The following is a 21,509-nucleotide window of genomic DNA, read 5'->3' on the forward strand; positions in this document are numbered from 1 at the left end:
ATGAAATTTCATGTTCAAGCTGAAAATCAAGTTTTTCGTACGGGTCGAGCGAATAAAATTCCTTCATCAACTTAATGTGTGCGTGCTTAGCTTGGCTGCTCGCCGTGGAGGAAGGTCTGATGAACGCGGGTACGGAATTGCAACTCAACGGCTTGCTGTTACTTGAGCAGATCCAGGCACTCGGACGGCTTGGAGCCGACGCTGAAAACGGCGGGAGAACCCGAATCGCCCTGACAGACACAGAAAAGGCTGGCCGCAACCTGGTGGTCGATTGGATGCGTGACCTCGATCTGGAAATTCAGGTTGACCGTATCGGTAATATTTTCGGCACCTTGCGCTCGCCAAATGACTCTGGCGATCAGCGCCCGCTCATGATGGGATCGCACATCGACACCGTCACCAACGCCGGAGCCCTTGATGGTTGCTATGGGGTTCTGGCCGGCCTGGCGGTCATTCGGGCTTTCCGTGATGCGGGCGTCTTGCCGCAACGTTCGATCACGGTGGGGGCGTTTACCAACGAAGAGGGGGTCAGGTATCAACCCGACATGATGGGCTCGCTCGTCTACGCCGGCGGCATGCCGGTGGAAGAAGCGCTGGACAAGATCGGCACCGACGGTACGCGCCTGGGCGCCGAACTCGAGCGCATCGGTTACGCTGGCTCGCTTGAGCCAGGCGCAATCGCTCCCCACGAGTACATCGAGCTTCATATTGAACAGGGGCCAATCCTCGAGGCCGAGGGCAAGTCGATTGGTGTTGTCGAGAATCTGCAAGGGATTTCCTGGCAGCAGGTTGAAATCAAAGGCAATGCCAACCATGCAGGCACCACGCCGACGCGTCTGCGACACGACGCAGGTTTTGTGGCCAGCTCTATCGTTACAGCACTTCGGGCGATTGCTGTCGAAACGGGGTCGACACTCGCGACGGTCGGCTGCATGAAATTCGAGCCGAACGTGATCAATGTCATCCCGCGCAAAGCCACCCTGACGGTCGACCTGCGCGATCCCGATGAAGCGAAACTGGTCAACGCAGAAAATCGGCTCAGCCAATTCCTTGGCGAGATTGCCGAGCGAGAAGGGGTGAGCATCACCGCTGAGCGTCTGGTGCGATTCCAGCCGGTGAATTTTGACGCTGGCCTGGCCGATGAAATCGAAGCTTCTGCACAGCGATTCGGTTTGAGCAGCCACCGCATGACGTCGGGTGCGGGTCACGATGCGCAAATGATTGCCCGCATCGCGCCGGCTGCAATGATCTTCGTCCCCAGCCGCGGCGGTATCAGTCACAACCCCCGTGAACACACCGACGACAATCAACTGATCCAGGGCGCTCGGGTATTGCTCGACGTTGTGAGTCGTCGCCTCAGCGCTTCCTGATTTCCATTGTTTATCCCGATCCGCCGAGGTCCATTCCCGGCGGTACGGGTTTGCTGTTGTCTGTAGAAAGGAGTGTCCAATGTTTATCGTTAACCCCAAGGCGAGCCGCCAGCCGTATCCGCCATCCCTGCAATCGGTCATGAGCATCGCCCAGGCCAATGAGAGCCGCCAGTGGCTGTCCCGGTGGTCGGGCCTTAATGCCGGGGCCACCCCGCTGTACTCTTTGCCTGACTTGGCCGAGGAGCTGGGTGTCGCCCAGATCCTGGTAAAAGACGAGTCCGTGCGTTCGAAGTTGGGCAGCTTCAAAGCCCTTGGCGCTCCAATCGCTCTGGTTCGCCTGATCCTGCGTACGTTCCCCGAGCAACAGTTCGACCCCCGTGGATTGCTCCAAGGTCAATACGCCGATGCCTTGGCGGACTTCACCGTCATCAGCGCAACGGATGGCAACCACGGCAAAGGCCTGGCCGCTGCGGCTCAAAGCATTGGTTGCCAGTGCGTCATCGTGTTGCATGCCAATGTCAGCGTCGAGCGTGAAGAGGCCATCGCAGCCTATGGTGCCAAGATCGTGCGGATCACTGGCAACTATGACGAGTCGGTCGAGCAAGCGGCTTCGCTGGCCACGGCCAACGATTGGATTGTCGTTTCCGATACCTCTTACGAGGGTTATGAGGTCATCCCCCGCGATGTCATGCAGGGTTACGGCACGATTGCGGCGGAAATCATTGAGGCGACCACAGGCAATGCCGCCAAACCTGCTTTTACTCATGTCTTCCTTCAGGGCGGCGTAGGCGGTCTTGCAGCTGGAATCGCAAGCTACCTGTGGGAGCACTACGGCGAACAGCGGCCCACTTTTGTCATGGTGGAGCCGCGACAGGCTGACTGCCTGTACCAGAGCGCGCTGCTCGGAAAACCGGCAAAGGCCACAGGTTCGGTGGATTCGGTCATGGCCGGTCTGGCGTGCGGCGAGACCTCTCCTTTGGCCTGGCGTTTCCTCGAATCCAGTGTCGATTTCTTCATGACCATCGAGGACGACGAGGCCGTCGCCGCCATGCGTCGCCTTGCCGCTGGCAGTGCCCGGGATATTCCTTTGGTGGCGGGTGAGTCCAGCGTCGCAGGGCTGGCGGGTCTCGCCCGTCTGGTCAAGGAAACAGGCACGGCCGCTGAAATGGGTATCGACGCCAACGCCCGTGTCCTGTTCATCAGCACCGAAGGCGCCACCGCGCCAGGTGTCTACGCCGAACTCCTGGACGAGTCCGATGCATCGGTCCTGGGCCGTCAGAAGGCCTGGCTGGCTGGCGTCTGATCCGGCATGCCATAACCCCCAAGGGCTGCGCGATACAGCCTTTGGGCTGCTCCACAGAAAAACAACAATCGGAGATTCCATGAACAAAATAAAACGAGACATCAGCCCCTGGTCGCTGATGTTGACCGGTCTCGGCTCCATTATCGGTTCAGGCTGGCTTTTCGGCGCCTGGCATGCGTCGGCGATTGCCGGGCCGGCTGCGATTTTCGCCTGGGTCATAGGCGCAGTGGTGGTACTGGCGATTGCCCTGACCTACGCGGAAATGGGCGCCATGTTCCCGGAGTCCGGTGGCATGGTGCGTTACGCCCGGTACTCGCACGGATCGCTGGTCGGTTTCCTCGCGGCCTGGGCTAACTGGATCTCCATCGTATCGGTCATTCCCATCGAAGCGATTGCATCGGTCCAGTACATGGCTTCCTGGCCGTTTCCCTGGGCCAGGGCGCTGGCGTACCAGGGTGAATTGACGACTACCGGCCTGGCGGGCAGTGCAGCGTTGGTGATGGTGTACTTCGCACTCAACTACTGGGGCGTGAAGCTCTTCGTGAAAACCAATACGGCAATCACGGTGTTCAAACTGGTGGTGCCCGCCCTGACGGCAGTGGCGCTGATGTCGACGAGCTTCAATACGGAAAACTTCGGCGATGGCTCACTTTCCAGCTTTGCGCCTTATGGCTGGTCAGCGGTGTTCACGGCCGTGGCCGCCAGCGGGATCGTGTTCAGCTACAACGGCTTCCAGAGTCCGGTGAGCCTGGCGGGTGAGGCTCGCAATCCCGGTCGTAGCATCCCGATCGCATTGATAGGGTCGGTGGTGATCGCGCTGGTCATTTATGTATTGCTGCAAATCGCCTTTATCGGCGCTGTGAGCCCGCAAAGCATCGCTGCAGGCTGGCACAACCTTCACTTCGATTCGCCTCTGGCGCAGCTTGCCTTGGCACTCAACCTGAACTGGCTCGCCATGCTGCTTTACCTGGATGCGTTTGTAAGCCCATCGGGTACAGGGTCGATCTATACCGCGACCACTGCACGCATGATCTACGCCATGGAGAAAAACAACACGCTTCCGAGGATCTTCGGCAACCTCCACCCACTGTATAGCGTACCTCGCCAAGCCATGTGGTTGAACCTGGCAGTGAGCTTTGTCTTCCTGTTCTTCTTCCGGGGCTGGGGCACGCTGGCGGCCGTGATCTCGGTTGCCGTGATCATTTCGTTCCTGACCGGCCCCATCAGCCTGATGTCCTTGCGCATCCATGCGGCCGACGTCCGTCGCCCACTACGACTCAGGGGCATGGGCGTGGTCGCACCCTTCGCCTTCATCTGCGCGTCGCTGGTGTTGTACTGGGCACGTTGGCCGTTGACCGGCCAGGTCATTCTCCTGGTGATCGGTGCGTTGCCCATCTATTTCTACTATCAGGCGAAAAGCGGCTGGTCGGGGTTTGCGCAGGAGCTTCGCGCGGCGCTCTGGCTGATCGGCTACCTGCCCGCGATGGCGCTCATTTCGTGGGTCGGGAGCGAGGCTTTTGGCGGCATCGGCATCCTGCCCGAGGGTGTGGACATGGCCGTGGTTGCAGCGGTCGCCTTCATGTTCTACCGAATGGGCGTGCGCAGTGGCTACCGAACACCCTACCTGGGGGAAAGCGTTGTATGGCAGAGCGCCGAACCCGCCGAACCCGATTTCACACCCGTCGCCGTCCCAGGCCATCTCAAAGGAGCAATGAACCGTGATCGATAAACCCGGTTTCGAACAACGTCTGACCCAATGGCGCCATACCTTTCACCGCCACCCGGAAACCGGATTCGAAGAGTTCGATACCTCGGATGAAGTTGCCAGGATTCTCGAAAGTCTTGGCCTGGAGGTTCATAGAGGGATTGGCGGCACCGGTCTGATGGCGAGCCTGACGGTCGGCGATGGCCAAGGCGTGATCGGGCTGCGTGCCGACATGGATGCGCTGGACATCACCGAGCAGGCACATGGACGGCATCATGCTTCCTGCACGCCCGGCAAGATGCATGCGTGCGGTCATGACGGACACATGGCCATGGTCCTGGGGGCGGCGCAGCTGCTGTGCGAGCAGCGCAACTTCAACGGTACCGTGCGATTCATCTTCCAGCCTGCGGAGGAGCATGGTCGCGGCGCTAAGGCGATGATGGCCGACGGTCTGTTCGAGCGTTTCCCGGTCGATGCCATTTATGGCGCGCACAACATGCCGGGTATGCCCGCCGGTCACATTGCCACGGCTGCAGGTCCCATCATGGCCAGCGAAGACAACTTCGTCATCCGCATCCGGGGCAAGGGCACGCATGCCGCTCGACCGCACATGGGGATTGACCCCATGGTGATCGGCGCCGAAATCGTTCTGGCCTTGCAGACCATCGTTTCGCGAAATCTGGACCCTGGTTTGCCGGCGGTGATTTCATGCACCGAGTTCATTACCGACGGCATCCGCAATGCGATTGCGAGCAATGTCACGATCAAGGGCGACACCCGCAGTTACAGCCCTGATGTCCAGCGCTTGCTCGAGACGCGTATGCGCGACATCAGTGAAGGCATCTGCCGCATGCATGGCGCGGTCTGCGAGTTCGAGTACAGCCACGAGTTTGCACCCACGGTGAACTGGGCCGCCAATACCCGGATCGCCATTGCCGCGGCGCGAAATATCGTGGGCGAACAAGCCGTCGACCCTGAAGTGTCGCCGATGATGATCTCGGAGGATTTCGGCGCTTTCATTCAGAAGGTGCCGGGCAATTTCGTGTTCATCGGCAATGGATCGCAAGGGCAGGAGGGAGCGACCCCGTTGCACAACGCCGGTTATGACTTCAACGACGCGATCCTGCCCATCGGGGCGCGCTATTTTTCGGAGGTCGTCCGCCTGAGTTTGCCTGTGTAGTTCGACCATCGAACGATGGGGCCTGCGTCCACGAATGCGCAGGCCCCGTTGTTGTGTCCGGTCGGTATGGCGAGATGAAAGACAGCCCATGATGGGCGTCAAGCCACCGACATTCTGGCGGTGAGGTTCTGTTGCATGTAGTCGAGGAATCGACGCTGGAACAGCATGGTGTGTTCATGGGCCGCCGCTTCGGCAGCATCGGCATTACGCGCGGCGATGGCCTCGATCATTTCGTCGTGGTCGCGTCCCAGCCGATGGGTGCTGGCCGTGCTGACGATGTGGTCGAAGTGCAGGTGCAACAGGCGCTGGCCTTCACCCAACAGGCGTTCGTAGTAATTGATGAAGTAGGGGTTGCGCCCGGCATGGGCGATTGCCATGTGGAACGCCTTGTTCAATTCGGACATGGCCTGAAAGTCCCCACTGGTCACCGCCTGGAGGTAAGCCGCGTCTGCCTTGCGGATCGCCTCGAGGTCTTCCGGGCGGTGCTGGGTCGCTGCCAGACGGGTGACGGCGCGCTGAATCAGATCCAGGGCGGAGATGTAGTTGGGGAACTCCTCGATCTCGAACGGAGTGACCAGCGTGGTGCGATTGGGAAGAATCACCACCAGGCCTTCAGTGATCAGGCGCGCCAGGGCATCACGCACCGGCGAGCGGGACAGGCCGAACTGTGCGGCAAGGGAAACTTCATCGAGTTGCTCGCCCGGCTTCAGTTTGAGGGTCAGTATCTGTTTACGCAGCTCTTCGTAAATGTAGCGACCGCTATGGCGACGAACGCCGCTTTCTTTGTCGTTATCTTTAGCCATCATCAGGTCTCGGTTGGTCTGGTCCGTATCATACAGCTCAGCCCCACATTTATTGCAGTCGTGGCCGACTGTGTAACCGGCAGCATGGGGCGGGGATCGCTATTACGTCAAACTTTGCTGCAACCGAGTGCGCCGCGCCCGGAATCGCTCCAGGCACGGTGCAAGGGAGGTCACTGGCGCAAACCCGCACCCCAGGTATCACTGAGCATGAACCCGGTCGCCAGCGGATCGTCCGGGTCGATGCCCATCTGCTGCAACCCGTACAGCCAGGCCCGGCCCGTGACCCGAGGCAACACCGCCGGCCGGCCCGCGACTTCGGCGTGGCCGAGCAGGTCGACCTGGAACTGCCCGCCGATGGTCGAACGTGACACCAGCCGATCACCCGGCTGCACCAGGCCGCGCGCCGCGAGGGTCGCGAGGTTGGCCGAACTGCCGGTACCGCAGGGTGAACGGTCCACCCGGCCGGGAGGCAGGGTGGTGCAGGTCTGATAGGTGCGATCATCCAGCCGATTGCGGAACATCACGTAGGCCACTTCGTTGACCGACGGCAGCAACGGGTGCTGGATGTTCAACTGACTGTTGATCACGTCCTTGAGCGCAACACCGGCATCGGCGAGCGCGCGGGCATTTTCCGGAACAATCGACAGGCCGGTCTGCGCCACGTCGATCAGTGCGTAGTACACGCCACCAAAGGCCACATCGACCTTGAGCGTGCCGAACGCCTCGGTCTCGATCGCCAGATCCAGGTGTTCGACGAATGCCGGCACCATGTCCAGCGACACGCTCAGGCAGCGCCCGTCCGCGCACTGGGCACGGGCGGTGACCAGTCCGGCCGGGGTGTCGAGGACCACGGTGGTTTGCGGCTCCTGCATCGGCACCATGCCCAGCTCGAGCAACGCGGTGACGACGCAGATGCAATTGCTGCCGGACATCGGATGCGCCTTGTCCGCCTGTAGCACGATGAAGCCGGCATGCGCCTCGGGCCGCGTGGGCGGCAGCAGCAGGTTGACGGACATCTGCAGGCAGCCACGGGGTTCCAGGGTCACCAGGCGGCGCAGGCTGTCGTCGACTTCGTTGATGTGGTTCATCTTGTCCAGCATGGTCGCGCCGGGGATGCCCAGCACGCCGCCGGTGATAACCTTGCCGATCTCGCCCTCGCAGTGCACTTCAGCCAATTGCAGGGTCTGTTTCCAACGCATGGGTGTTACCTCACTTGATGTACCAGCCCCAAGGCTGCTCGCTGTTGTAGCGGGTGATCTGCTTGGTTTCCAGGTAGTTGTTCAGGCCCCATTCACCCAGTTCACGACCGATCCCGCTCTGCTTGTAACCGCCCCATGGCGCTTCGGTAAAGGTCGGTTGCGAGCAGTTGATCCAGACGATGCCGGCACGGAATTTACGCGCGACGCGGTCGCAGCGCTCAAGGTCGGCCGACATGACCGCCGCGCCAAGGCCGAAGCGCGAGTTGTTGGCCGATTTTACGGCTTCTTCTTCAGTATCGAACGGACGGATGCAGACCACAGGGCCGAAGATTTCTTCATTCCAGATCCAGCTGTCTTCCGGCACGTCGGCAAACACCGTCGGTTGCAGATAGAAGCCTTTGTCCAGGTGTGCCGGGCGCTCGCCGCCCGAGACCAGGCGCGCACCTTCCTCCAGGCCGCGGGAGATGGCGCGCAGGGTACCGTCGTACTGGTTGCGGTTGACCAGCGGGCCGAGCAGCACGCCTTCTTCCATGCCATTGCCGATCTTGATCTTGCGCGCTTCCTCGGCCAGACGAGCCAGCAGGGGTTCGTACGCCGAACGTTCTACCAATACCCTTGACGTAGCCGAGCAGACTTCGCCCTTGTTCCAGAAAATCCCGAACATGATCCACTCGACGGCGGCTTCGATATCGCTGTCGGCGAAGATCACGAAGGGCGACTTGCCGCCCAGTTCCAGGGTGACATTTTTGATGTCCTGTGCGGCGGCCTGCATGATGCGGCTGCCCACCGGCACGCTGCCGGTGAAGGCCAGTTTGTCTACGCCCGGGTGTGCGGTCAGTGCGGCGCCAACGACGGTGCCTGGTCCGGTGACGATGTTCAGCACGCCGGCCGGCAGGCCCGCCTCATCGGCAATGCGCGCCAGTTCCAGCGCGGTCAGCGAGGTTTGCTCCGCAGGCTTGAGGATGATGCAGCAGCCTGCGGCCAGCGCCGGAGCGATCTTCCACGAAGCCATCAGCATCGGGAAGTTCCAGGGCACGATGGCCCCGGCCACACCGATCGGCTCCTTGCGCGCCAGGGAGCTGAAGCGGTCGTCGGAGAGCGCTACGGGTTTCTCGCGCTTCTCATCCAGTTCTTCGGCCAGGTTGGCGTAGAAATCGAAGCAGCCGGCGGTGTCGCCGATGTCCCACATGGCTTCCGGGAACGGCTTGCCGTTATCGCGCACTTCAAGGGTTGCCAGCTCTTCCTGGCGGGCGCGGATGCCATCGGCGATCTTGCGCAGGTACGCGCCACGTTCGGCACCGCTCAGGCGTGGCCAGGGCCCCTCGTCGAAGGCGGCGCGGGCAGCTTTTACGGCGGCGTCGATGTCTTCGGCCGTTCCGGACGCTACCGTGGCGATCAGGCTTTCGTCACTCGGGTCGAAGGACTCGAAAGTACCGCCGTTGACGGGGGTGACCCACTGGCCATTGATGTAGAACTGGTCGTAGCGGTTCATGCGTTTCCTCCTGAGACGGCGAAGCGTCGGGCACTGAATGCGGATAGATTCTGGGTTGGGGTGCGCTGGGCGGCGAGTTCGCTGACCAGACGGCCGGTGGTGGCGCCCAGGGTGAGACCGAGCTGGCCGTGACCGAAGGCCAGGATGGCGTTCTTCAGTCGCGGTGAGCGGTCGATCACCGGTTTGGTATCGGGCAGGAAGGGGCGGTAACCGACGCCGAATTCCATGCCCTGGGTATTGAGTTGCGGCAGCACTCGACGGGCTTTTTCCATGATGATTTCGGCGCGCTTGAAGTTCGGTTCGGCATTGGGGCCGGCGAACTCGATGGTGCCGCCAATCTGCAGGCCGCGGGTCATGGGGGCGAAGCAGAAGCCACCGTCGGCATAGATCACCGAGTGGCGGATCTCTACGCCCGGTTGCGGCAGCACAGCCTGGTAACCGGCGATGCCCGCCAGCGGGATGTTCACGCCGAGTGCATCGAAGAAGGGGCGCGAGCCGGTGCCGGCGGCAACCACCAGCAGGTCAGCCGACACGCGCGCACCGTCGGCAAGGGTCACGCCGGTCGCCTTGTCGTGGCTTTCATCGATCTTCAACACGCGCTGGCGCACTCGCTTGCCGCCCTGGGCGATGAAGCTTTCGGTCAGGGCGGCGATAAAACCTTCGGTGTCGTTCACCGCGCGCCAGTCGGGGAACATCAGGCCATGCTGGAACTTGCCAGCCAGGGCCGGTTCGAGGTCGGCGATTGCCGCGCCATCCAACTCTTCGGAGCGAAAGCCCAGTTGTTTGCGCAACTCCAGATGTGGCCGCTCATGGGCCAGGCCAGCAGGGGAGTCGAATACCTCCAGGATTGGCCGGTCGCCGAGCAGGGTCTTGTCCGGGCAGGCGTCGAGCAGCGGGGCATAGTCTTCGTAGACGTGCTGGGTCAGGCGTGCCATGTCCTGGGCGATCTCTTTGATCTTCGACGGTCGCGCACAGGCCAAGAAACGCATGAACCAGGGCAGGATCCCCGGCAGCGCACTGGGACGCAGGGCCAAGGGGCCTTTTTGATCGAGCAGCCAGCCAGGGATCTTCATCAGGATGCCGGGCTTGGACAGCGGGATGACCTCGCTCACCGCCATCTGACCGCAGCTCCACTTGGCGGTACTGTCGCCTGGGGCAGCGGGGTCGATGAGCGTGACCCGGTGGCCGTCGCGTTGCAGGTAAAGCGCGCAGCACACGCCGACGATGCCGCCGCCGATGACCACAGCCTGTTGCGATGACGTTTGCGGGTTGTTCATGGTTGCGATGCTCAATAAATAGGTAGACGGGATGAGGCGCAAATGTGGGAGGGCAGACTCATGGAGCCGCGCCCCCCACTACAAGGTACTCCGAAGAGCTACCGTGTCAGGCCTGCGATGCTTCGAATACCTTGCGGAACTCGGCCTTTTCATCATCGGTCAGTGGCAGCAGCGGTGCACGCGCATTGCCGACCTTGAAGCCCGCCAGCTCGGCGCCGTACTTGACCTTCTGCACGAACTTGCCGCTTTCCAGGTTGGCCATGGCCGGGAACAAGCTGCGCATCACTTGCTGAGCACCGTGGATGTCGCCGCTGGTGAAGGCCTTGTGGAAGGCCACGACCTTCTCCGGGAAGATGTTGGCCGGGCCGCAGATCCAGCTGTTGGCGCCCCACAGGTAGAAGTCCAGCGCCTGGTCGTCCGAGCCACAGGACAGCTGGATGCCCTTGTATTTCTCACCGATCTCGATGGCGCGCAGCAGGTTGCCGCTGCTTTCCTTGATGCCGATGACGCGTGGGTGGTCGTTGAGCGCGGCGATCACGTCCATGCCCACTTCGACGTTGGTGCGGATCGGGTAGTTGTAGAGCACCACGTTGATCTCGGGGAAGGTCTCGAGAATGGTGTTGTAGTGGGCCAGCAACTCTTCCTGGGAAGGCAGGGCGTAGTACGGCGGGGCGATCAGCAGGTTGGTGTAACCGGCGTCGACGGTCTGCTTGATCTGCTCCAGCACTTCACGGGTGCAGGAGCCGTTGGCACCGGCGATCAGGGTACCGCGCTCGCCAACCACTTCCTTGACGGTGGCCAGGATCTGGCGGCGCTCGTCGTTGGCCAGCGCATAGTATTCGCCGGTCGAGCCCAGCGGCACGAAACCGCTGACACCCGCAGCCAGTTGGTGCTCGAGAATCGAGGCCAGGGTGTCGTGATCGACCTTGCCTGCGGCGTCGAACGGGGTGACCAGTGCGGGAAGAATGCCTTTCAATTGCATGATGATGTCTCCGAGGGGTGGTTTGCGTTCAGTAGGCGTAGCGGCGCAGCAGGCGCCCTTCGACCACGCCGACCAGGCGGGTCAGCGGGAAGGCCACGAGGAAGTAGATGACCGCGACCGCCGAGAGGAACTCGACCGGGCGCGCGGTGCTGTTGGAAATGTTCTGGCCGACGAACATCAGGTCGGCGACCCCGACCGAAGAGATCAGCGCGCTCTCCTTGAACAGGCTGACCACGTTCGACAGCAGTGGCGGTACAGCCCGCAGCAAGGCCTGCGGGAACACCACATAGAGCACCTTGACCCGCGGGGTCAGACCCAGTGCGGTACAGGCGTCGTGCTGTTCGCTGGCGATGGACTTGAGTGCGCCGCGGAAGGTTTCGCTGGTGATCGCCGCCATGTACAGGGTCAGGGCAATCAGCACCGAGACGTAGGGCGGGATGTCCAGGCCGAACACCACCGGGAAGCAGAAGAACACCCAGAACAGCTGGATCAGCAGCGGCGTGCCGCGGAAGAACTCCACGTACAGCGTCAGGGGCAGGCGCAGCAGCGGGGTCTTGACCTGGCGCAGCAGGCTGACCACGAAGCCGAACAGGCTGCCGAGCACGGCGCAGATACCGGTGAACGCCAGGGTCAGGGCCAGGCCTTTGAGCAGCACCGGCCAGTAGTTCAGAACAACCGAGAAATCGAGTGGCATGGCTATCTCCTCAGCGCTGGCCGGCCAGGTCCTGACGGCGTTCGAACCACTGCACCAGCTGCGCGATGGGCAGCGACAGGGCGAAGTAGATCAGGGCGATCAGGGTGTAGGTTTCCAGCGGACGGTAGGCCTCAGTGGCCAGGCTTTTGCCCACGTACATCAGGTCGGCAACGGCGACAATCGCCACCAGCGCGCTCTGTTGCAGGGTGCCAATGCCGTTGGTGATCAGTACCGGCAGGGCGCTGCGCAACGACTGCGGCAACACCACGTACAGGGTGCGCTGCCAGGCTTTGAGGCTCAGCGCCACGCAAGCATCCAGGTGTTCGCGCGGTACCGCCTGGACTCCGGCGCGGTAGGCTTCGGCGTTGAACGCTGTGAGGTTCAGGCCCAGCGCCAGGAAGCCCATGGCGATCGGGTCGATGAACACGTTGAACAGCATCGGCACGCAGTAGAAGAACCAGACGATCTGCAGCAACGCCGGGGTGCAGCGGAAGAACTCAATGAACAACTGCGCCGGCCAGCGGATGAAGAACCAGCGGCTCAGGGTCATCAGGCACAGCACGAAGCCGCAGGTCAGGCCGATCAGGTTGGACACCAGAGCAAGCTCCAGCGTGACCTTGAGCCCGTCGAACAACGCCGGCAGGGTGCCGCTCAGAAAGTGAAAATCAAATTGGTAGTTCATCGTCTCGCCCTCAATCCAGGTGCAGAACCTTTTCCAGGAACTCGCGGGTACGCGGTTCGCGTGGGCTGGTAAAGAGCTGGTCGGGATGGCCTTGCTCGACCACCTTGCCGTTGGCACAGAACACCACGCGGGTGGCGATGTGGCGGGCGAAGTGCATGTCGTGGGTGACAATGACCATGGCCATTTTCTGTTCCGCCAGCTGCAGCATCACGTTCTGTACTTCGATGACCATTTCCGGGTCGAGGGCCGAGGTGACTTCATCGAACAGCATCAGGCGCGGTTCGAGCATCAGGGCCCGGGCGATCGCTACGCGCTGTTTCTGTCCGCCGGAGAGCTGGCTGGGGTAGGCGTGCAGCTTGCTTTCCAGGCCCAGGCGGGCGAGATAGGCGCGGGCCTTTTCGGTGGCCTCGGCCTTGCTCAAGCCATGCACCTTGACCGGTGCAAGGATCAGGTTGCCCAGCACCGACAGGTGGGGGAACAGGGTGTAGTGCTGGAACACCATACCGATCTGTTTGTGCAGGGCTTCATCCAGGGGTTTGCCCTGCTTGCGGCTGCCATCGATGTAGGGCTTGCCTTGAAACGCGATGGTGCCGCCCTGGATACCTTCCAGCCCCATCAGCACGCGCAGCAGCGAGCTTTTGCCGCTGCCGGACGGACCGATGATGACCAGGCGGTCGTCTGCGCGCATGTCCAGGTTCATCTTGTCCATCACCACCAGCTGCTCGCCATAGGCCTTGCGCACGTCGCGCAGCTGGATGAAATCGCCACCGCAGGCGGAATCCGGGATGAGCGAAGCCTGTGGCTGAGAAGCCACCAAATGAGGGGTGTTCATTGCAGTTCTCTCCACGAGGGCGTCCAGTGCAGGTGCCCTCGGCATGTCAGCAGGGGTTACTGAGCGCTTTTGCCCGCGTTGATCTCGGTGGACGCCTTGTCCACCAATTTGTCGATCTCACCCGACTCGCGGCGTTGGGTCAGGTAGACATTGAGCACCGCCAGGTCTGCAGCGGAGATATCGCGCGGTACGGCAAAAGAGACGCCTTGCTTGGCCAGGGCAGGTTTTGGCAGCACTTCCTTGGTCCAGTCGTTAGCGAGGGCGAACAAGTGGTTGGTGTCACTGGCGTCGGCGAGCACGTCAGCACGGCGCGACATCAGGGCCATGCGAGTCTCGTCGGAACCTGGCAGGCGCATCAGCGTGGCGTTCTTGATGACGGTGGAAACGGCCTTGTCGGCGGCAGTACCGGAAATCACCGCGATGGTCACGCCGGGCTTGTCGTAATCGGCGAGGCTGTTACCGGCGCCGTTGAACTTGGGGTTTTCCTTATTGACCAGCAAGGAGATCTGGTAGTCGGTGGCGGGCACCGAGAAGGCCACCGCCAGGGCACGTTCCGGCGTCTGGTTGAGGGCCATGGCCATGTCCCACTTGCCACTCTGCAGGCCGGCAACCTGGTTATCCCAGCTTGTGTCGACGAACTGCGCCTTGATCTTGAGCACCTTCTCGGCGAAGTCGCGGCACAGGTCGACGAAGTAGCCGCTGTACTGCCCGGAAGCGGCGTCGCGCATGACATAAGGCGCTGCAACCGCGGCGCCACAGCGCAATACGCCGGCCTTCTGAATGGTTTGCCAGTTTTGCACGTCAGCCTGGGCGGGAGTCTGAGTGAGCAAGGCTACCGCTGCGGTGAGGCAGGCGATGCCAGTACAGGCGTTGCGGGAAAGGAAACGAGCCATTTTGAATCTCTCCGGTAATTTGTTTTTGTAGGCAGAAGAGCAAGCAAAAAACCAACATTGAACTTTTATGGATGCTGCATTGTGTGCAGCAATGCATTCAGACTATTCCCGGCTTCCGACTTCTGTCAACACACAGGAGAAATTACTTTTTGGCGCGCAGACGAACGCTCACCCAGCAAAGTGGGTGAGGCGGCATTCAAGCGGGGAGGGTGGTGCGCGGACGTTAGCGGGGGCTGTGGTTGAGCTGCAATTCGTTGAGAAAACGTTCGAGGATCAGGTTCTGGCGACGTCCTTTTCGGGTCGCGATCGCCAATTTGGAATCGAAGTACAGCCTGTCGGGGTTCAGGGGCGCCATCAGTCCTTTTTCTACCCACGTGGCGGCGTAATGATCCGGCAGGAAGCCAATGTAGCTGCCTGTCAGGATCAGAAAGGCAATGCCTTCCCTGTCTGTCGCGGAGGCGGCGAAGTTCAGTAGTTGGTGCAGTCCGATGGCTTCCGCCGTCATCCTGTATGTAGGTACCACGGCATCGGCCAAGCTCAGGCTTTCGTCGCTGACGTTGGATGCATTGGCGAACAGAGGATGTTCGTGACTGCAGTAAAGGTTCGAGCGTTCTTCGTAAAGCAGGCTGTAGTCGAGCCCTGACAAGGGTGAGATCAGTGGCACGGCGCCCACATGCAGCCGTCCGTCCAGCAGGCCGCGCTCGATTTCACCGGGTGTGCTCATGCTCAGGTTGATGCGCACACCGGCCCCCTCGGCCCGCACCGCCTTGAGCGCGTGGGTGATGCGCATTTTCGGCTGAGTGACCAGGTTGTTCACAATGGCCACGTTGAGGTCGCCACGCAGTTGTTGGTGCATCTGATTGACTTCACTGCGAAATCCCTCGATGGCGACCAATACGGTTTCACTAGCACGCAGCACCTCACTGCCTTCGTCCGTCAATGCGAACCCTGCACGCCCCCGCTGGCAGAGGCGCATGCCCAAGCGTTTTTCCAAATCGCTCATGTGCAGGCTGATGGCCGATCGGGTAATGCCAAGGACGCTCTCGGCGGCTGAAAAGCTTCCGCATTCTGTGACCGTCTTGAACACGCGCAGTAGCCGCAGATCGAAATCACTGACTTGGTTCAGGGGCGTCTTTTTTGCCATAGGTGAGAGTTCCGATAACTGATGTCAAGAAAATATAGATTTATCGTACATAACCCTTCAGCACAAGCTAGACGGCATCCGTTTACCGCTCGAGGAACCACGATGACGACCATCAAACACTTGATCAACGGTGAGTACATTACCGACGATGCCAGCACCACGGATGTCTTCAACCCGTCCACCGGACAGGCCATCCATAAATTGAGCCTCGCCAGCCGGGCGACCGTGCAACGGGCCATCGACGCCGCCAAGGCCGCATTCCCGGCCTGGCGCAACACGCCACCGGCCAAGCGTGCCCAGGTGATGTTCCGCTTCAAGCAGTTGCTCGAAGCCAATGAGCAACGCATCGCCCAACTGATCAGTGAAGAGCACGGCAAGACCCTTGAAGACGCAGTGGGTGAACTCAAGCGCGGTATCGAGAACGTCGAATTTGCTTCGGCAGCCCCCGAAATTCTCAAGGGCGAATACAGCCGCAACGTCGGCCCGAACATCGACGCCTGGAGCGACCTGCAACCCATCGGTGTCGTTGCCGGCATCACCCCGTTCAACTTCCCGGCCATGGTGCCGCTGTGGATGTACCCGCTGGCGATTGCCTGCGGTAACTGCTTCATCCTCAAACCATCCGAGCGCGACCCAAGCTCGACATTGCTGATCGCCGAGTTGCTGCACGAGGCTGGCTTGCCCAAGGGCGTGATGAACGTGGTACACGGTGACAAGGAAGCAGTGGATGCACTGATTGAGGCACCTGAAGTCAAAGCCCTAAGTTTTGTCGGCTCCACCCCGATCGCGGAGTACATCTATAGCGAAGGCACCAAGCGCGGCAAGCGCGTACAGGCATTGGGCGGGGCAAAAAACCATGCCGTACTGATGCCCGACGCCGATCTGGACAACGCGGTTAATGCCTTGATGGGAGCTGCTTACGGATCTTGTGGCGAACGTTGCATGGCGATCTCCGTGGCCGTTTGTGTCGGTGACCAGGTCGCCGACACACTGGTCGCGAAACTGGAGCCGCAGATCAAGGCGCTGAAGATCGGTGCCGGTACTTCGTGCGGCCTGGACATGGGTCCATTGGTCACCGCTGCGGCGCGCGACAAGGTGCTTGGCTACATCGAAGACGGCGTCGCCGCAGGTGCCAAAGTGGTCGTTGATGGCCGCGGCTTCAAAGTAGCTGGCAACGAAGAGGGTTACTTCGTCGGTGGCACCTTGTTCGACCGCGTCACTCCACAAATGCGCATGTATAAGGAAGAGATCTTCGGCCCTGTTCTGTGCATCGTGCGTGTCAGCAGCCTGGAAGAAGCCATGCAATTGATCAACGATCATGAGTACGGTAACGGCACATGCATCTTCACCCGAGACGGTGAAGCGGCACGCCTGTTCTGCGACGAAATTGAAGTGGGCATGGTCGGCGTCAACGTGCCGCTGCCGGTGCCGGTGAGCTACCACAGCTTCGGCGGCTGGAAGCGCTCCCTGTTCGGCGACCTGCATGCCTACGGCCCTGACGGCGTGCGCTTCTATACCCGCAAGAAAGCCATCACCCAGCGCTGGCCGAAGCGCACCAGCCACGAAGCTGCCCAATTCGCCTTCCCAAGCAATAGCTAAAGGCACCCTGTTCGAGTGGCAGCGTCATCCGTTGGTCAGACTGGGATCCCCGATGGCGCTGTCGCTCGCACCCGTAGCGTTGCTGCGGTTTACCCGCTAACCATTCAGGTTGGCGGGCTCCTCACATGTACCCCCTTCGTCTAAAGCTCTGGCTTAGACCTGGCCGCTACCACACTGGCGGCCTTTTTTTCGTGCCGGTTCTGGCCAATCAAATTGCTTCATAAGGGAAGGGCGTCGCTGGGGCCTACAGGAAGCAGGCCGAGGGCGCTTGCTTCATGCCTGGAAGGGCAAGCGCGAGTGCATCGCGGTCATGGCCGAGCAATTGGCAGAGTGCGTCGACAATGATCTGGTGGTCTTGCCGATCCGGCAGGCCGGAAACCGTAACGGAGCCGATCACGCCGGCACCCTTCACGATGATCGGAAAGCCTCCCCCCACACCGGCGTAGTCAGCGGGGGAGAGGTAATAGCGCTGGGTGATATCCTGGTTTTCCAGGGCGAGTTGGTACCTGATCCGATAAGAGCTGCGCAGAAAGCGCTGGACTGTATTCGTCTTGCGCCTCACCCAATCGTGGTTGCCGGACGTTATGCCGGGGTGGGCAGCGAAAAGCAGGGGCGGTCAAAGCGCCTCACGTCGATCACAAGTGGCCACGACTCGGCTGCCGCCCGCTCATACAAACAAGAACCCATTTGCCAGGCCGTCTGTTCGTCAAAGCGCAGAAATTGAAGGGTCTCTTCCTGGTGAATCAATAGTGCCAGATCGTCTTTCAGGCTCATTTCGACTTCCTTCTATCCGCCCGGTTATCACTGATCCAGACAGCTTCAGTCGAAACAATTGATGAGTTACAGCCATATATACCTGCATTAGGTTTTGTTTTTAGTTGCGTAACGCAGCAGAGGTTCGTGCATCAACGTGCCTGCAACGCCCGCTCAATGCCAAGCACACATCGAATTTTTTTGCCCGGTGATCAACTGCGTCAAATGGCTGTTGACAGTATTCCGCTGACTTCTTATTTTGAATGCAGTCATGCACACAATAAAGCATGCAGATGAGAGTTTTACCTTCCTGCCAAAAACAACGATATCAGTGAGGTCAAAAATGGTTCTCCCAGTCCCGTCTTCCCTTAAAGCTCTTTTCGTGGGTGCCAGTCTCTGTGGTGCCTTACTGGCTCAATCCACTGCCCAGGCGGCTGAAACCTCAGTCTGGCAAGACGTGCAAAAAGCTGGCGTGCTGCGCTGCGGAGCCGCCGTTGCAGCGCCTTATGTGATGCGTGATGCCAAATCCGGTGACTACAGCGGCTACTTCGTCGACCTGTGCCGCGATTTCGGCGAGAAGGTGCTCAAGGTCAAGGTGACCTTTGTTGATACCAACTGGGACAACCTTGTGGCCGGATTGCAGAGCAATAAGTGGGATCTAGCCATGGCCCTCAATCAGACACCGGAGCGTGCGTTGGCGGTCGCTTTCACCGTGCCCGCGACGGACTATCAGGTGTCGCTGCTGGTGAGCAAGGAGAACCCCAAGTTCGCTGAGGTGAAGGACGATATAGCCGCGCTGGACAAGCCAGATGTTACCTATGCCGTCATGTCGGGCACAGCGCAGGACAAGGCCATCTCGTCGGTGGTTCACAACGGCAAGATCATGCGCCTTCCAGGTATGGACGAAGCCCGCCTGGCGGTCATGTCCAAGCGCGCCGATATCCTGGTCGACGCCAGCGATACCAACCACTTGTTTGCCCTTGCCAACCCGGGCTGGACCCGCGAGATCCTGCCCAAGCCAGCATTGGCCAAGCAGGGTGTTTCATTCGGCGTGCGTAGGGACATCTCGACGGCGGATCTGCAAGTGCTGAATATTTACCTGACGCAACGTCGGGACACGGGTGAAATCCAACAACTGGTCGACAAAGCGTCTCTCGCGGCCAACGCTACGAAGTAGCGGCCTGTCGCATGTCTGCAGCCTGTTTGAGTCCAAACAGGCTGCCTTTCTCTAATCTCAACAAAGAAAGGTGTTCATTGATGAGTGACTTCACGCGTCCCCTCGCCGGAAAGGTCGTTTTGGTAACGGGGGGCTCGGGTGGCATCGGCGCTGCCATCGTTGAGCAGCTTGTCGCCGAAGGTGCCAGAACGCTGATCCATTACAGTCGTGATGCTCAGGGCGCGCAGCGCTTGCTGGATCGCATGGGTGGTCAAGGCTGGATCGTTCAGGGCGACCTGAGTGAAGACACCGGGCCTGAACAGCTGTGGCGAAACGCGTTGGAACTGGCGGGTGGACACATCCACGGCTTGGTTAACAACGCTGGTATCCGTACAGAGATCCCGCTGGAGACGCCCACTTCACAGTGGCGCGCAGCCTGGCGTCGTGAGTTCCAGGTGAACTTCTTCGCTGCCACCGACCTGTGTCGTGAAGCTGTCGCGCATTTTCGCGCCAACGGGGGTGGGCGCATTATCAACATGGCAAGCCGTGCCGCTCAACGAGGGTATGCAGCTGACGCTTTGCCCTACGGGTCAAGCAAGGCAGCATTGATCAATCTCACCAAGTCTTTGGCCCGCAGTGTGGCGGGCGACGGCATAGTGGCGGTAGCGATTGCGCCTGGCTGGGTCCGGACAGACATGGCCGAACAGTTTGTCGTCCAGCACGGTGAGGCAGCGGCAGTGGCCGATATACCTATAGGGCGCATGGCCAGCCCATCCGAAATCGCCGAACTGGTTGCTTTCACCTTGAGGCCTTCCCAAGTGTCTCTCAACGGAGCGACGCTCGACGTCAACGGCGGTAGTTACATCCGATAAGTTGGTCACACCGTATCCCAACTCGGTTGTCGGCATAGACGTTCAAGAATGATTCGGTCTTCACCGGGGATGGACTGGCCGCTTATTGATCGGTGGAAACGCCTATTCTGCACGCTGCTACGTGAAATCCAAGCCCGGTAGCCTCTGCCGAAGGTAAAGATTTCTATCTCAGACGCGTACTTTTCTACCGTGGAAACCGCGGTGGGGTTTCAAATACTGCGCCTGACGGTCAAGAAGCGAATGTGTGCGACGCTGCGGGCCATTCGGGATGAGCTGAAACGTCGACGTCATGAACCCATCCGGGCTCAAGGGCAATGGCTCACTTGGGTGGTGAGCGGTTACTTCAATTTGCCATCATGCCGCGATGCCTGATCGGTATGGAGGCCTGTGGAAGCGCCCACCATTGGGCTCGCAAGTTGCGCAGCTTGGGTCACGATGTGAGGCTGATGGCCCCGCAATTCGTAAAGCCATACGTGAAAACGAACAAAAACGATGTAGCTAATGCTGAGGCTATCTGCGAAGCGGTGGGTCGGCCAAACATGCGTTTTGTGCCGATCAAGGACATTGAGCAACAGGCCGTGCTGTCGCTGCATCGGGTTCGTCAAGGAGTCGTGAAGGCTCGGACAGCGCAGGCTAATCAGATCCGTGGGCTGCTAGCCGAGTTTGGTCTTGTAATCCCACAGGGCATCGCACATATCGCCAAGCGCGTACCGGAGTTTATTGAGGATGAGCGCAACGAGTTGCCGGGCTCGTTTCGTCTGCTTGTGCGGCGTCTACTGGAACAATTGAAGGGGTTCGATCATCAGGTTCATGAGATCGAGAATCAAATTGTCGCCTGGCATCGCGCGAACGAAAGCAGCCGCAAGCTGGCCAAGATGCCAGGCATCGGGCCGATCACGGCGAGTGCGATGGTAGCCTCTCTTGACGATGCCAAGAGTTTCAAGAATGACCGACAGGTGAGTGCTTGGCTTGGGCTGGTGCCGAAGCAGAATTCCACTGGAGGTAAGACGGTGCTGTTGGGGATGAGTAAGCGGGGGGACTCCTATTTACGGACTCTACTGATCCAGGGGGCACGGTCGATGATCTGCGCAGCACAGCGAAAAGAGATCTCTGATAGCTGGCTCGGCCGGCTACTCAAGCGGCGTAACGCCAATGTGGCAGCCGTTGCACTGGCGAATAAAATCGCCCGAATTATATGGGCCTTGTTGGCCGGTGACCGCGAGTTCCGCTCCGATTACACGACCGTCGTCGCGTAATCGAAGCGGCTTGACGACGTCAACGCAACCCTGTAGCGGACTAACTCAAATGATTGCTCAGGTGATCATGAATTGATGGCAAAACTGGTAAGACCGTGGCCAAGAAAATCTGACCCGCACAGCGTGCCATGAGCACACGGATCTATTGAGAACTCGGCCAGCGGATTCCATCAGGGACAGCGGCAACGCCGCACCGAAAGTCCAGATGTATGAGTGCAATCTCTACCATCGAGCCGTCACAGATTGAAAGCTTGGCAACCCGGGGGCGTCCATGTATGTGCGGGTGGGGGGGGGCGGGGGGGCGGCAGATAACTGCC

At 60.3% G+C, this 21,509-nt stretch carries 19 protein-coding genes and 1 pseudogene; 8 read left to right on the forward strand and 12 right to left on the reverse strand.

The window, feature by feature from the left end:
* Positions 1-119: 119 nt before the first annotated feature.
* The 4 genes from PSEUDOMOFG3G_RS13175 (at position 120) to PSEUDOMOFG3G_RS13190 (ending at position 5,558) form a co-directional block, all read left to right on the forward strand.
* A complete protein-coding gene (locus PSEUDOMOFG3G_RS13175) occupies positions 120-1,370 on the forward strand; it encodes a Zn-dependent hydrolase (protein WP_139050545.1) in 1,251 nt (416 codons plus the stop codon).
* Positions 1,371-1,449: 79 nt separating this feature from the next.
* On the forward strand, positions 1,450-2,673 hold the full coding sequence (locus tag PSEUDOMOFG3G_RS13180; protein ID WP_139050219.1) for a diaminopropionate ammonia-lyase: 1,224 nt from the start codon (positions 1,450-1,452) through the stop codon (positions 2,671-2,673).
* A gap of 79 nt (positions 2,674-2,752) precedes the next feature.
* Positions 2,753-4,402, forward strand: coding sequence for an APC family permease (locus PSEUDOMOFG3G_RS13185; RefSeq protein WP_139050220.1), 1,650 nt, complete (start codon positions 2,753-2,755; stop codon positions 4,400-4,402).
* On the forward strand, positions 4,392-5,558 hold the full coding sequence (locus PSEUDOMOFG3G_RS13190) for a M20 aminoacylase family protein (protein ID WP_257220754.1): 1,167 nt from the start codon (positions 4,392-4,394) through the stop codon (positions 5,556-5,558). The genes PSEUDOMOFG3G_RS13185 and PSEUDOMOFG3G_RS13190 overlap by 11 nt, the downstream gene beginning before the upstream one ends.
* 98 nt (positions 5,559-5,656) lie before the next feature.
* Here the strand turns inward: PSEUDOMOFG3G_RS13190 and PSEUDOMOFG3G_RS13195 are convergent, their stop codons facing one another.
* From PSEUDOMOFG3G_RS13195 to PSEUDOMOFG3G_RS13240, 10 genes are all read right to left on the reverse strand, one after another.
* Positions 5,657-6,364 (reverse strand): GntR family transcriptional regulator, encoded by a 708-nt coding sequence (locus PSEUDOMOFG3G_RS13195; RefSeq protein WP_139050221.1) that lies wholly within the window; start codon positions 6,362-6,364, stop codon positions 5,657-5,659.
* Between the two features lie 167 nt (positions 6,365-6,531).
* The gene (locus PSEUDOMOFG3G_RS13200; protein WP_139050222.1) at positions 6,532-7,560 is read right to left on the reverse strand and encodes a proline racemase family protein; all 1,029 of its coding nucleotides are present in this window, start codon (positions 7,558-7,560) and stop codon (positions 6,532-6,534) included.
* Positions 7,561-7,570: 10 nt separating this feature from the next.
* Positions 7,571-9,052 (reverse strand): aldehyde dehydrogenase family protein, encoded by a 1,482-nt coding sequence (locus PSEUDOMOFG3G_RS13205; protein WP_139050223.1) that lies wholly within the window; start codon positions 9,050-9,052, stop codon positions 7,571-7,573.
* Positions 9,049-10,329, reverse strand: coding sequence for an FAD-binding oxidoreductase (locus PSEUDOMOFG3G_RS13210; protein ID WP_139050224.1), 1,281 nt, complete (start codon positions 10,327-10,329; stop codon positions 9,049-9,051). The genes PSEUDOMOFG3G_RS13205 and PSEUDOMOFG3G_RS13210 overlap by 4 nt, the downstream gene beginning before the upstream one ends.
* 106 nt (positions 10,330-10,435) lie before the next feature.
* Positions 10,436-11,311: a dihydrodipicolinate synthase family protein gene (locus tag PSEUDOMOFG3G_RS13215; protein WP_139050225.1), complete on the reverse strand. Its 876-nt coding sequence runs from the start codon at positions 11,309-11,311 to the stop codon at positions 10,436-10,438.
* Positions 11,312-11,339: 28 nt separating this feature from the next.
* On the reverse strand, positions 11,340-12,005 hold the full coding sequence (locus PSEUDOMOFG3G_RS13220; protein WP_139050226.1) for an amino acid ABC transporter permease: 666 nt from the start codon (positions 12,003-12,005) through the stop codon (positions 11,340-11,342).
* Between the two features lie 10 nt (positions 12,006-12,015).
* Positions 12,016-12,687: an amino acid ABC transporter permease gene (locus PSEUDOMOFG3G_RS13225; protein ID WP_139050227.1), complete on the reverse strand. Its 672-nt coding sequence runs from the start codon at positions 12,685-12,687 to the stop codon at positions 12,016-12,018.
* A 10-nt stretch (positions 12,688-12,697) separates the two neighbouring features.
* Positions 12,698-13,519 (reverse strand): amino acid ABC transporter ATP-binding protein, encoded by an 822-nt coding sequence (locus tag PSEUDOMOFG3G_RS13230; protein WP_139050228.1) that lies wholly within the window; start codon positions 13,517-13,519, stop codon positions 12,698-12,700.
* Positions 13,520-13,575: 56 nt separating this feature from the next.
* Positions 13,576-14,412 (reverse strand): transporter substrate-binding domain-containing protein, encoded by an 837-nt coding sequence (locus tag PSEUDOMOFG3G_RS13235; RefSeq protein WP_139050229.1) that lies wholly within the window; start codon positions 14,410-14,412, stop codon positions 13,576-13,578.
* A 223-nt stretch (positions 14,413-14,635) separates the two neighbouring features.
* Positions 14,636-15,556: a LysR family transcriptional regulator gene (locus tag PSEUDOMOFG3G_RS13240; RefSeq protein ID WP_139050230.1), complete on the reverse strand. Its 921-nt coding sequence runs from the start codon at positions 15,554-15,556 to the stop codon at positions 14,636-14,638.
* A gap of 102 nt (positions 15,557-15,658) precedes the next feature.
* On the opposite strand from PSEUDOMOFG3G_RS13240, the gene PSEUDOMOFG3G_RS13245 reads away from it, so the two are divergent.
* Positions 15,659-17,155 carry a CoA-acylating methylmalonate-semialdehyde dehydrogenase gene (locus tag PSEUDOMOFG3G_RS13245; RefSeq protein WP_139050231.1) on the forward strand — a complete coding sequence of 499 codons (1,497 nt, stop codon included), beginning with the start codon at positions 15,659-15,661 and terminating at the stop codon, positions 17,153-17,155.
* Between the two features lie 244 nt (positions 17,156-17,399).
* On the opposite strand, the gene PSEUDOMOFG3G_RS28045 is transcribed toward PSEUDOMOFG3G_RS13245, so the two are convergent.
* The gene (locus PSEUDOMOFG3G_RS28045; protein ID WP_257220755.1) at positions 17,400-17,717 is read right to left on the reverse strand and encodes a heme-binding protein; all 318 of its coding nucleotides are present in this window, start codon (positions 17,715-17,717) and stop codon (positions 17,400-17,402) included.
* 20 nt (positions 17,718-17,737) lie between these two features.
* Positions 17,738-17,929 (reverse strand): hypothetical protein, encoded by a 192-nt coding sequence (locus tag PSEUDOMOFG3G_RS28050; RefSeq protein ID WP_257220756.1) that lies wholly within the window; start codon positions 17,927-17,929, stop codon positions 17,738-17,740.
* A 250-nt stretch (positions 17,930-18,179) separates the two neighbouring features.
* Here PSEUDOMOFG3G_RS28050 and PSEUDOMOFG3G_RS13255 point away from each other — a divergent pair, with 250 nt between their 5' ends.
* From PSEUDOMOFG3G_RS13255 to PSEUDOMOFG3G_RS13265, 3 genes and pseudogenes are all read left to right on the forward strand, one after another.
* Complete coding sequence (locus tag PSEUDOMOFG3G_RS13255; RefSeq protein WP_257220758.1) at positions 18,180-19,085, forward strand: transporter substrate-binding domain-containing protein; 906 nt, start codon at positions 18,180-18,182, stop codon at positions 19,083-19,085.
* A gap of 80 nt (positions 19,086-19,165) precedes the next feature.
* Positions 19,166-19,936 (forward strand): SDR family NAD(P)-dependent oxidoreductase, encoded by a 771-nt coding sequence (locus tag PSEUDOMOFG3G_RS13260; RefSeq protein ID WP_139050232.1) that lies wholly within the window; start codon positions 19,166-19,168, stop codon positions 19,934-19,936.
* 347 nt (positions 19,937-20,283) lie between these two features.
* A pseudogene (locus tag PSEUDOMOFG3G_RS13265) lies at positions 20,284-21,192 on the forward strand (IS110 family transposase); the annotation flags it as partial.
* Between the last annotated feature and the right edge of the window lie 317 nt (positions 21,193-21,509).

This window comes from Pseudomonas sp. FG-3G, assembly GCF_901007645.1.
Taxonomy (GTDB): Bacteria; Pseudomonadota; Gammaproteobacteria; order Pseudomonadales; family Pseudomonadaceae; genus Aquipseudomonas; species Aquipseudomonas rhizophila.

Excerpts from the sequence above, each read along its gene's own strand:
- PSEUDOMOFG3G_RS13175 (WP_139050545.1), top strand. The coding sequence starts at position 120 with ATGAACGCGGGTACGGAATTGCAACTCAACGGCTTGCTGTTACTTGAG.
- PSEUDOMOFG3G_RS13180 (WP_139050219.1), top strand. The coding sequence starts at position 1,450 with ATGTTTATCGTTAACCCCAAGGCGAGCCGCCAGCCGTATCCGCCATCC.
- PSEUDOMOFG3G_RS13185 (WP_139050220.1), top strand. The coding sequence starts at position 2,753 with ATGAACAAAATAAAACGAGACATCAGCCCCTGGTCGCTGATGTTGACC.
- PSEUDOMOFG3G_RS13195 (WP_139050221.1), bottom strand. The coding sequence starts at position 6,364 with ATGATGGCTAAAGATAACGACAAAGAAAGCGGCGTTCGTCGCCATAGC.
- PSEUDOMOFG3G_RS13200 (WP_139050222.1), bottom strand. The coding sequence starts at position 7,560 with ATGCGTTGGAAACAGACCCTGCAATTGGCTGAAGTGCACTGCGAGGGC.
- PSEUDOMOFG3G_RS13205 (WP_139050223.1), bottom strand. The coding sequence starts at position 9,052 with ATGAACCGCTACGACCAGTTCTACATCAATGGCCAGTGGGTCACCCCC.
- PSEUDOMOFG3G_RS13210 (WP_139050224.1), bottom strand. The coding sequence starts at position 10,329 with ATGAACAACCCGCAAACGTCATCGCAACAGGCTGTGGTCATCGGCGGC.
- PSEUDOMOFG3G_RS13215 (WP_139050225.1), bottom strand. The coding sequence starts at position 11,311 with ATGCAATTGAAAGGCATTCTTCCCGCACTGGTCACCCCGTTCGACGCC.
- PSEUDOMOFG3G_RS13220 (WP_139050226.1), bottom strand. The coding sequence starts at position 12,005 with ATGCCACTCGATTTCTCGGTTGTTCTGAACTACTGGCCGGTGCTGCTC.
- PSEUDOMOFG3G_RS13225 (WP_139050227.1), bottom strand. The coding sequence starts at position 12,687 with ATGAACTACCAATTTGATTTTCACTTTCTGAGCGGCACCCTGCCGGCG.
- PSEUDOMOFG3G_RS13230 (WP_139050228.1), bottom strand. The coding sequence starts at position 13,519 with ATGAACACCCCTCATTTGGTGGCTTCTCAGCCACAGGCTTCGCTCATC.
- PSEUDOMOFG3G_RS13235 (WP_139050229.1), bottom strand. The coding sequence starts at position 14,412 with ATGGCTCGTTTCCTTTCCCGCAACGCCTGTACTGGCATCGCCTGCCTC.
- PSEUDOMOFG3G_RS13240 (WP_139050230.1), bottom strand. The coding sequence starts at position 15,556 with ATGGCAAAAAAGACGCCCCTGAACCAAGTCAGTGATTTCGATCTGCGG.
- PSEUDOMOFG3G_RS13245 (WP_139050231.1), top strand. The coding sequence starts at position 15,659 with ATGACGACCATCAAACACTTGATCAACGGTGAGTACATTACCGACGAT.
- PSEUDOMOFG3G_RS28050 (WP_257220756.1), bottom strand. The coding sequence starts at position 17,929 with ATGAGCCTGAAAGACGATCTGGCACTATTGATTCACCAGGAAGAGACC.
- PSEUDOMOFG3G_RS13255 (WP_257220758.1), top strand. The coding sequence starts at position 18,180 with ATGCACACAATAAAGCATGCAGATGAGAGTTTTACCTTCCTGCCAAAA.
- PSEUDOMOFG3G_RS13260 (WP_139050232.1), top strand. The coding sequence starts at position 19,166 with ATGAGTGACTTCACGCGTCCCCTCGCCGGAAAGGTCGTTTTGGTAACG.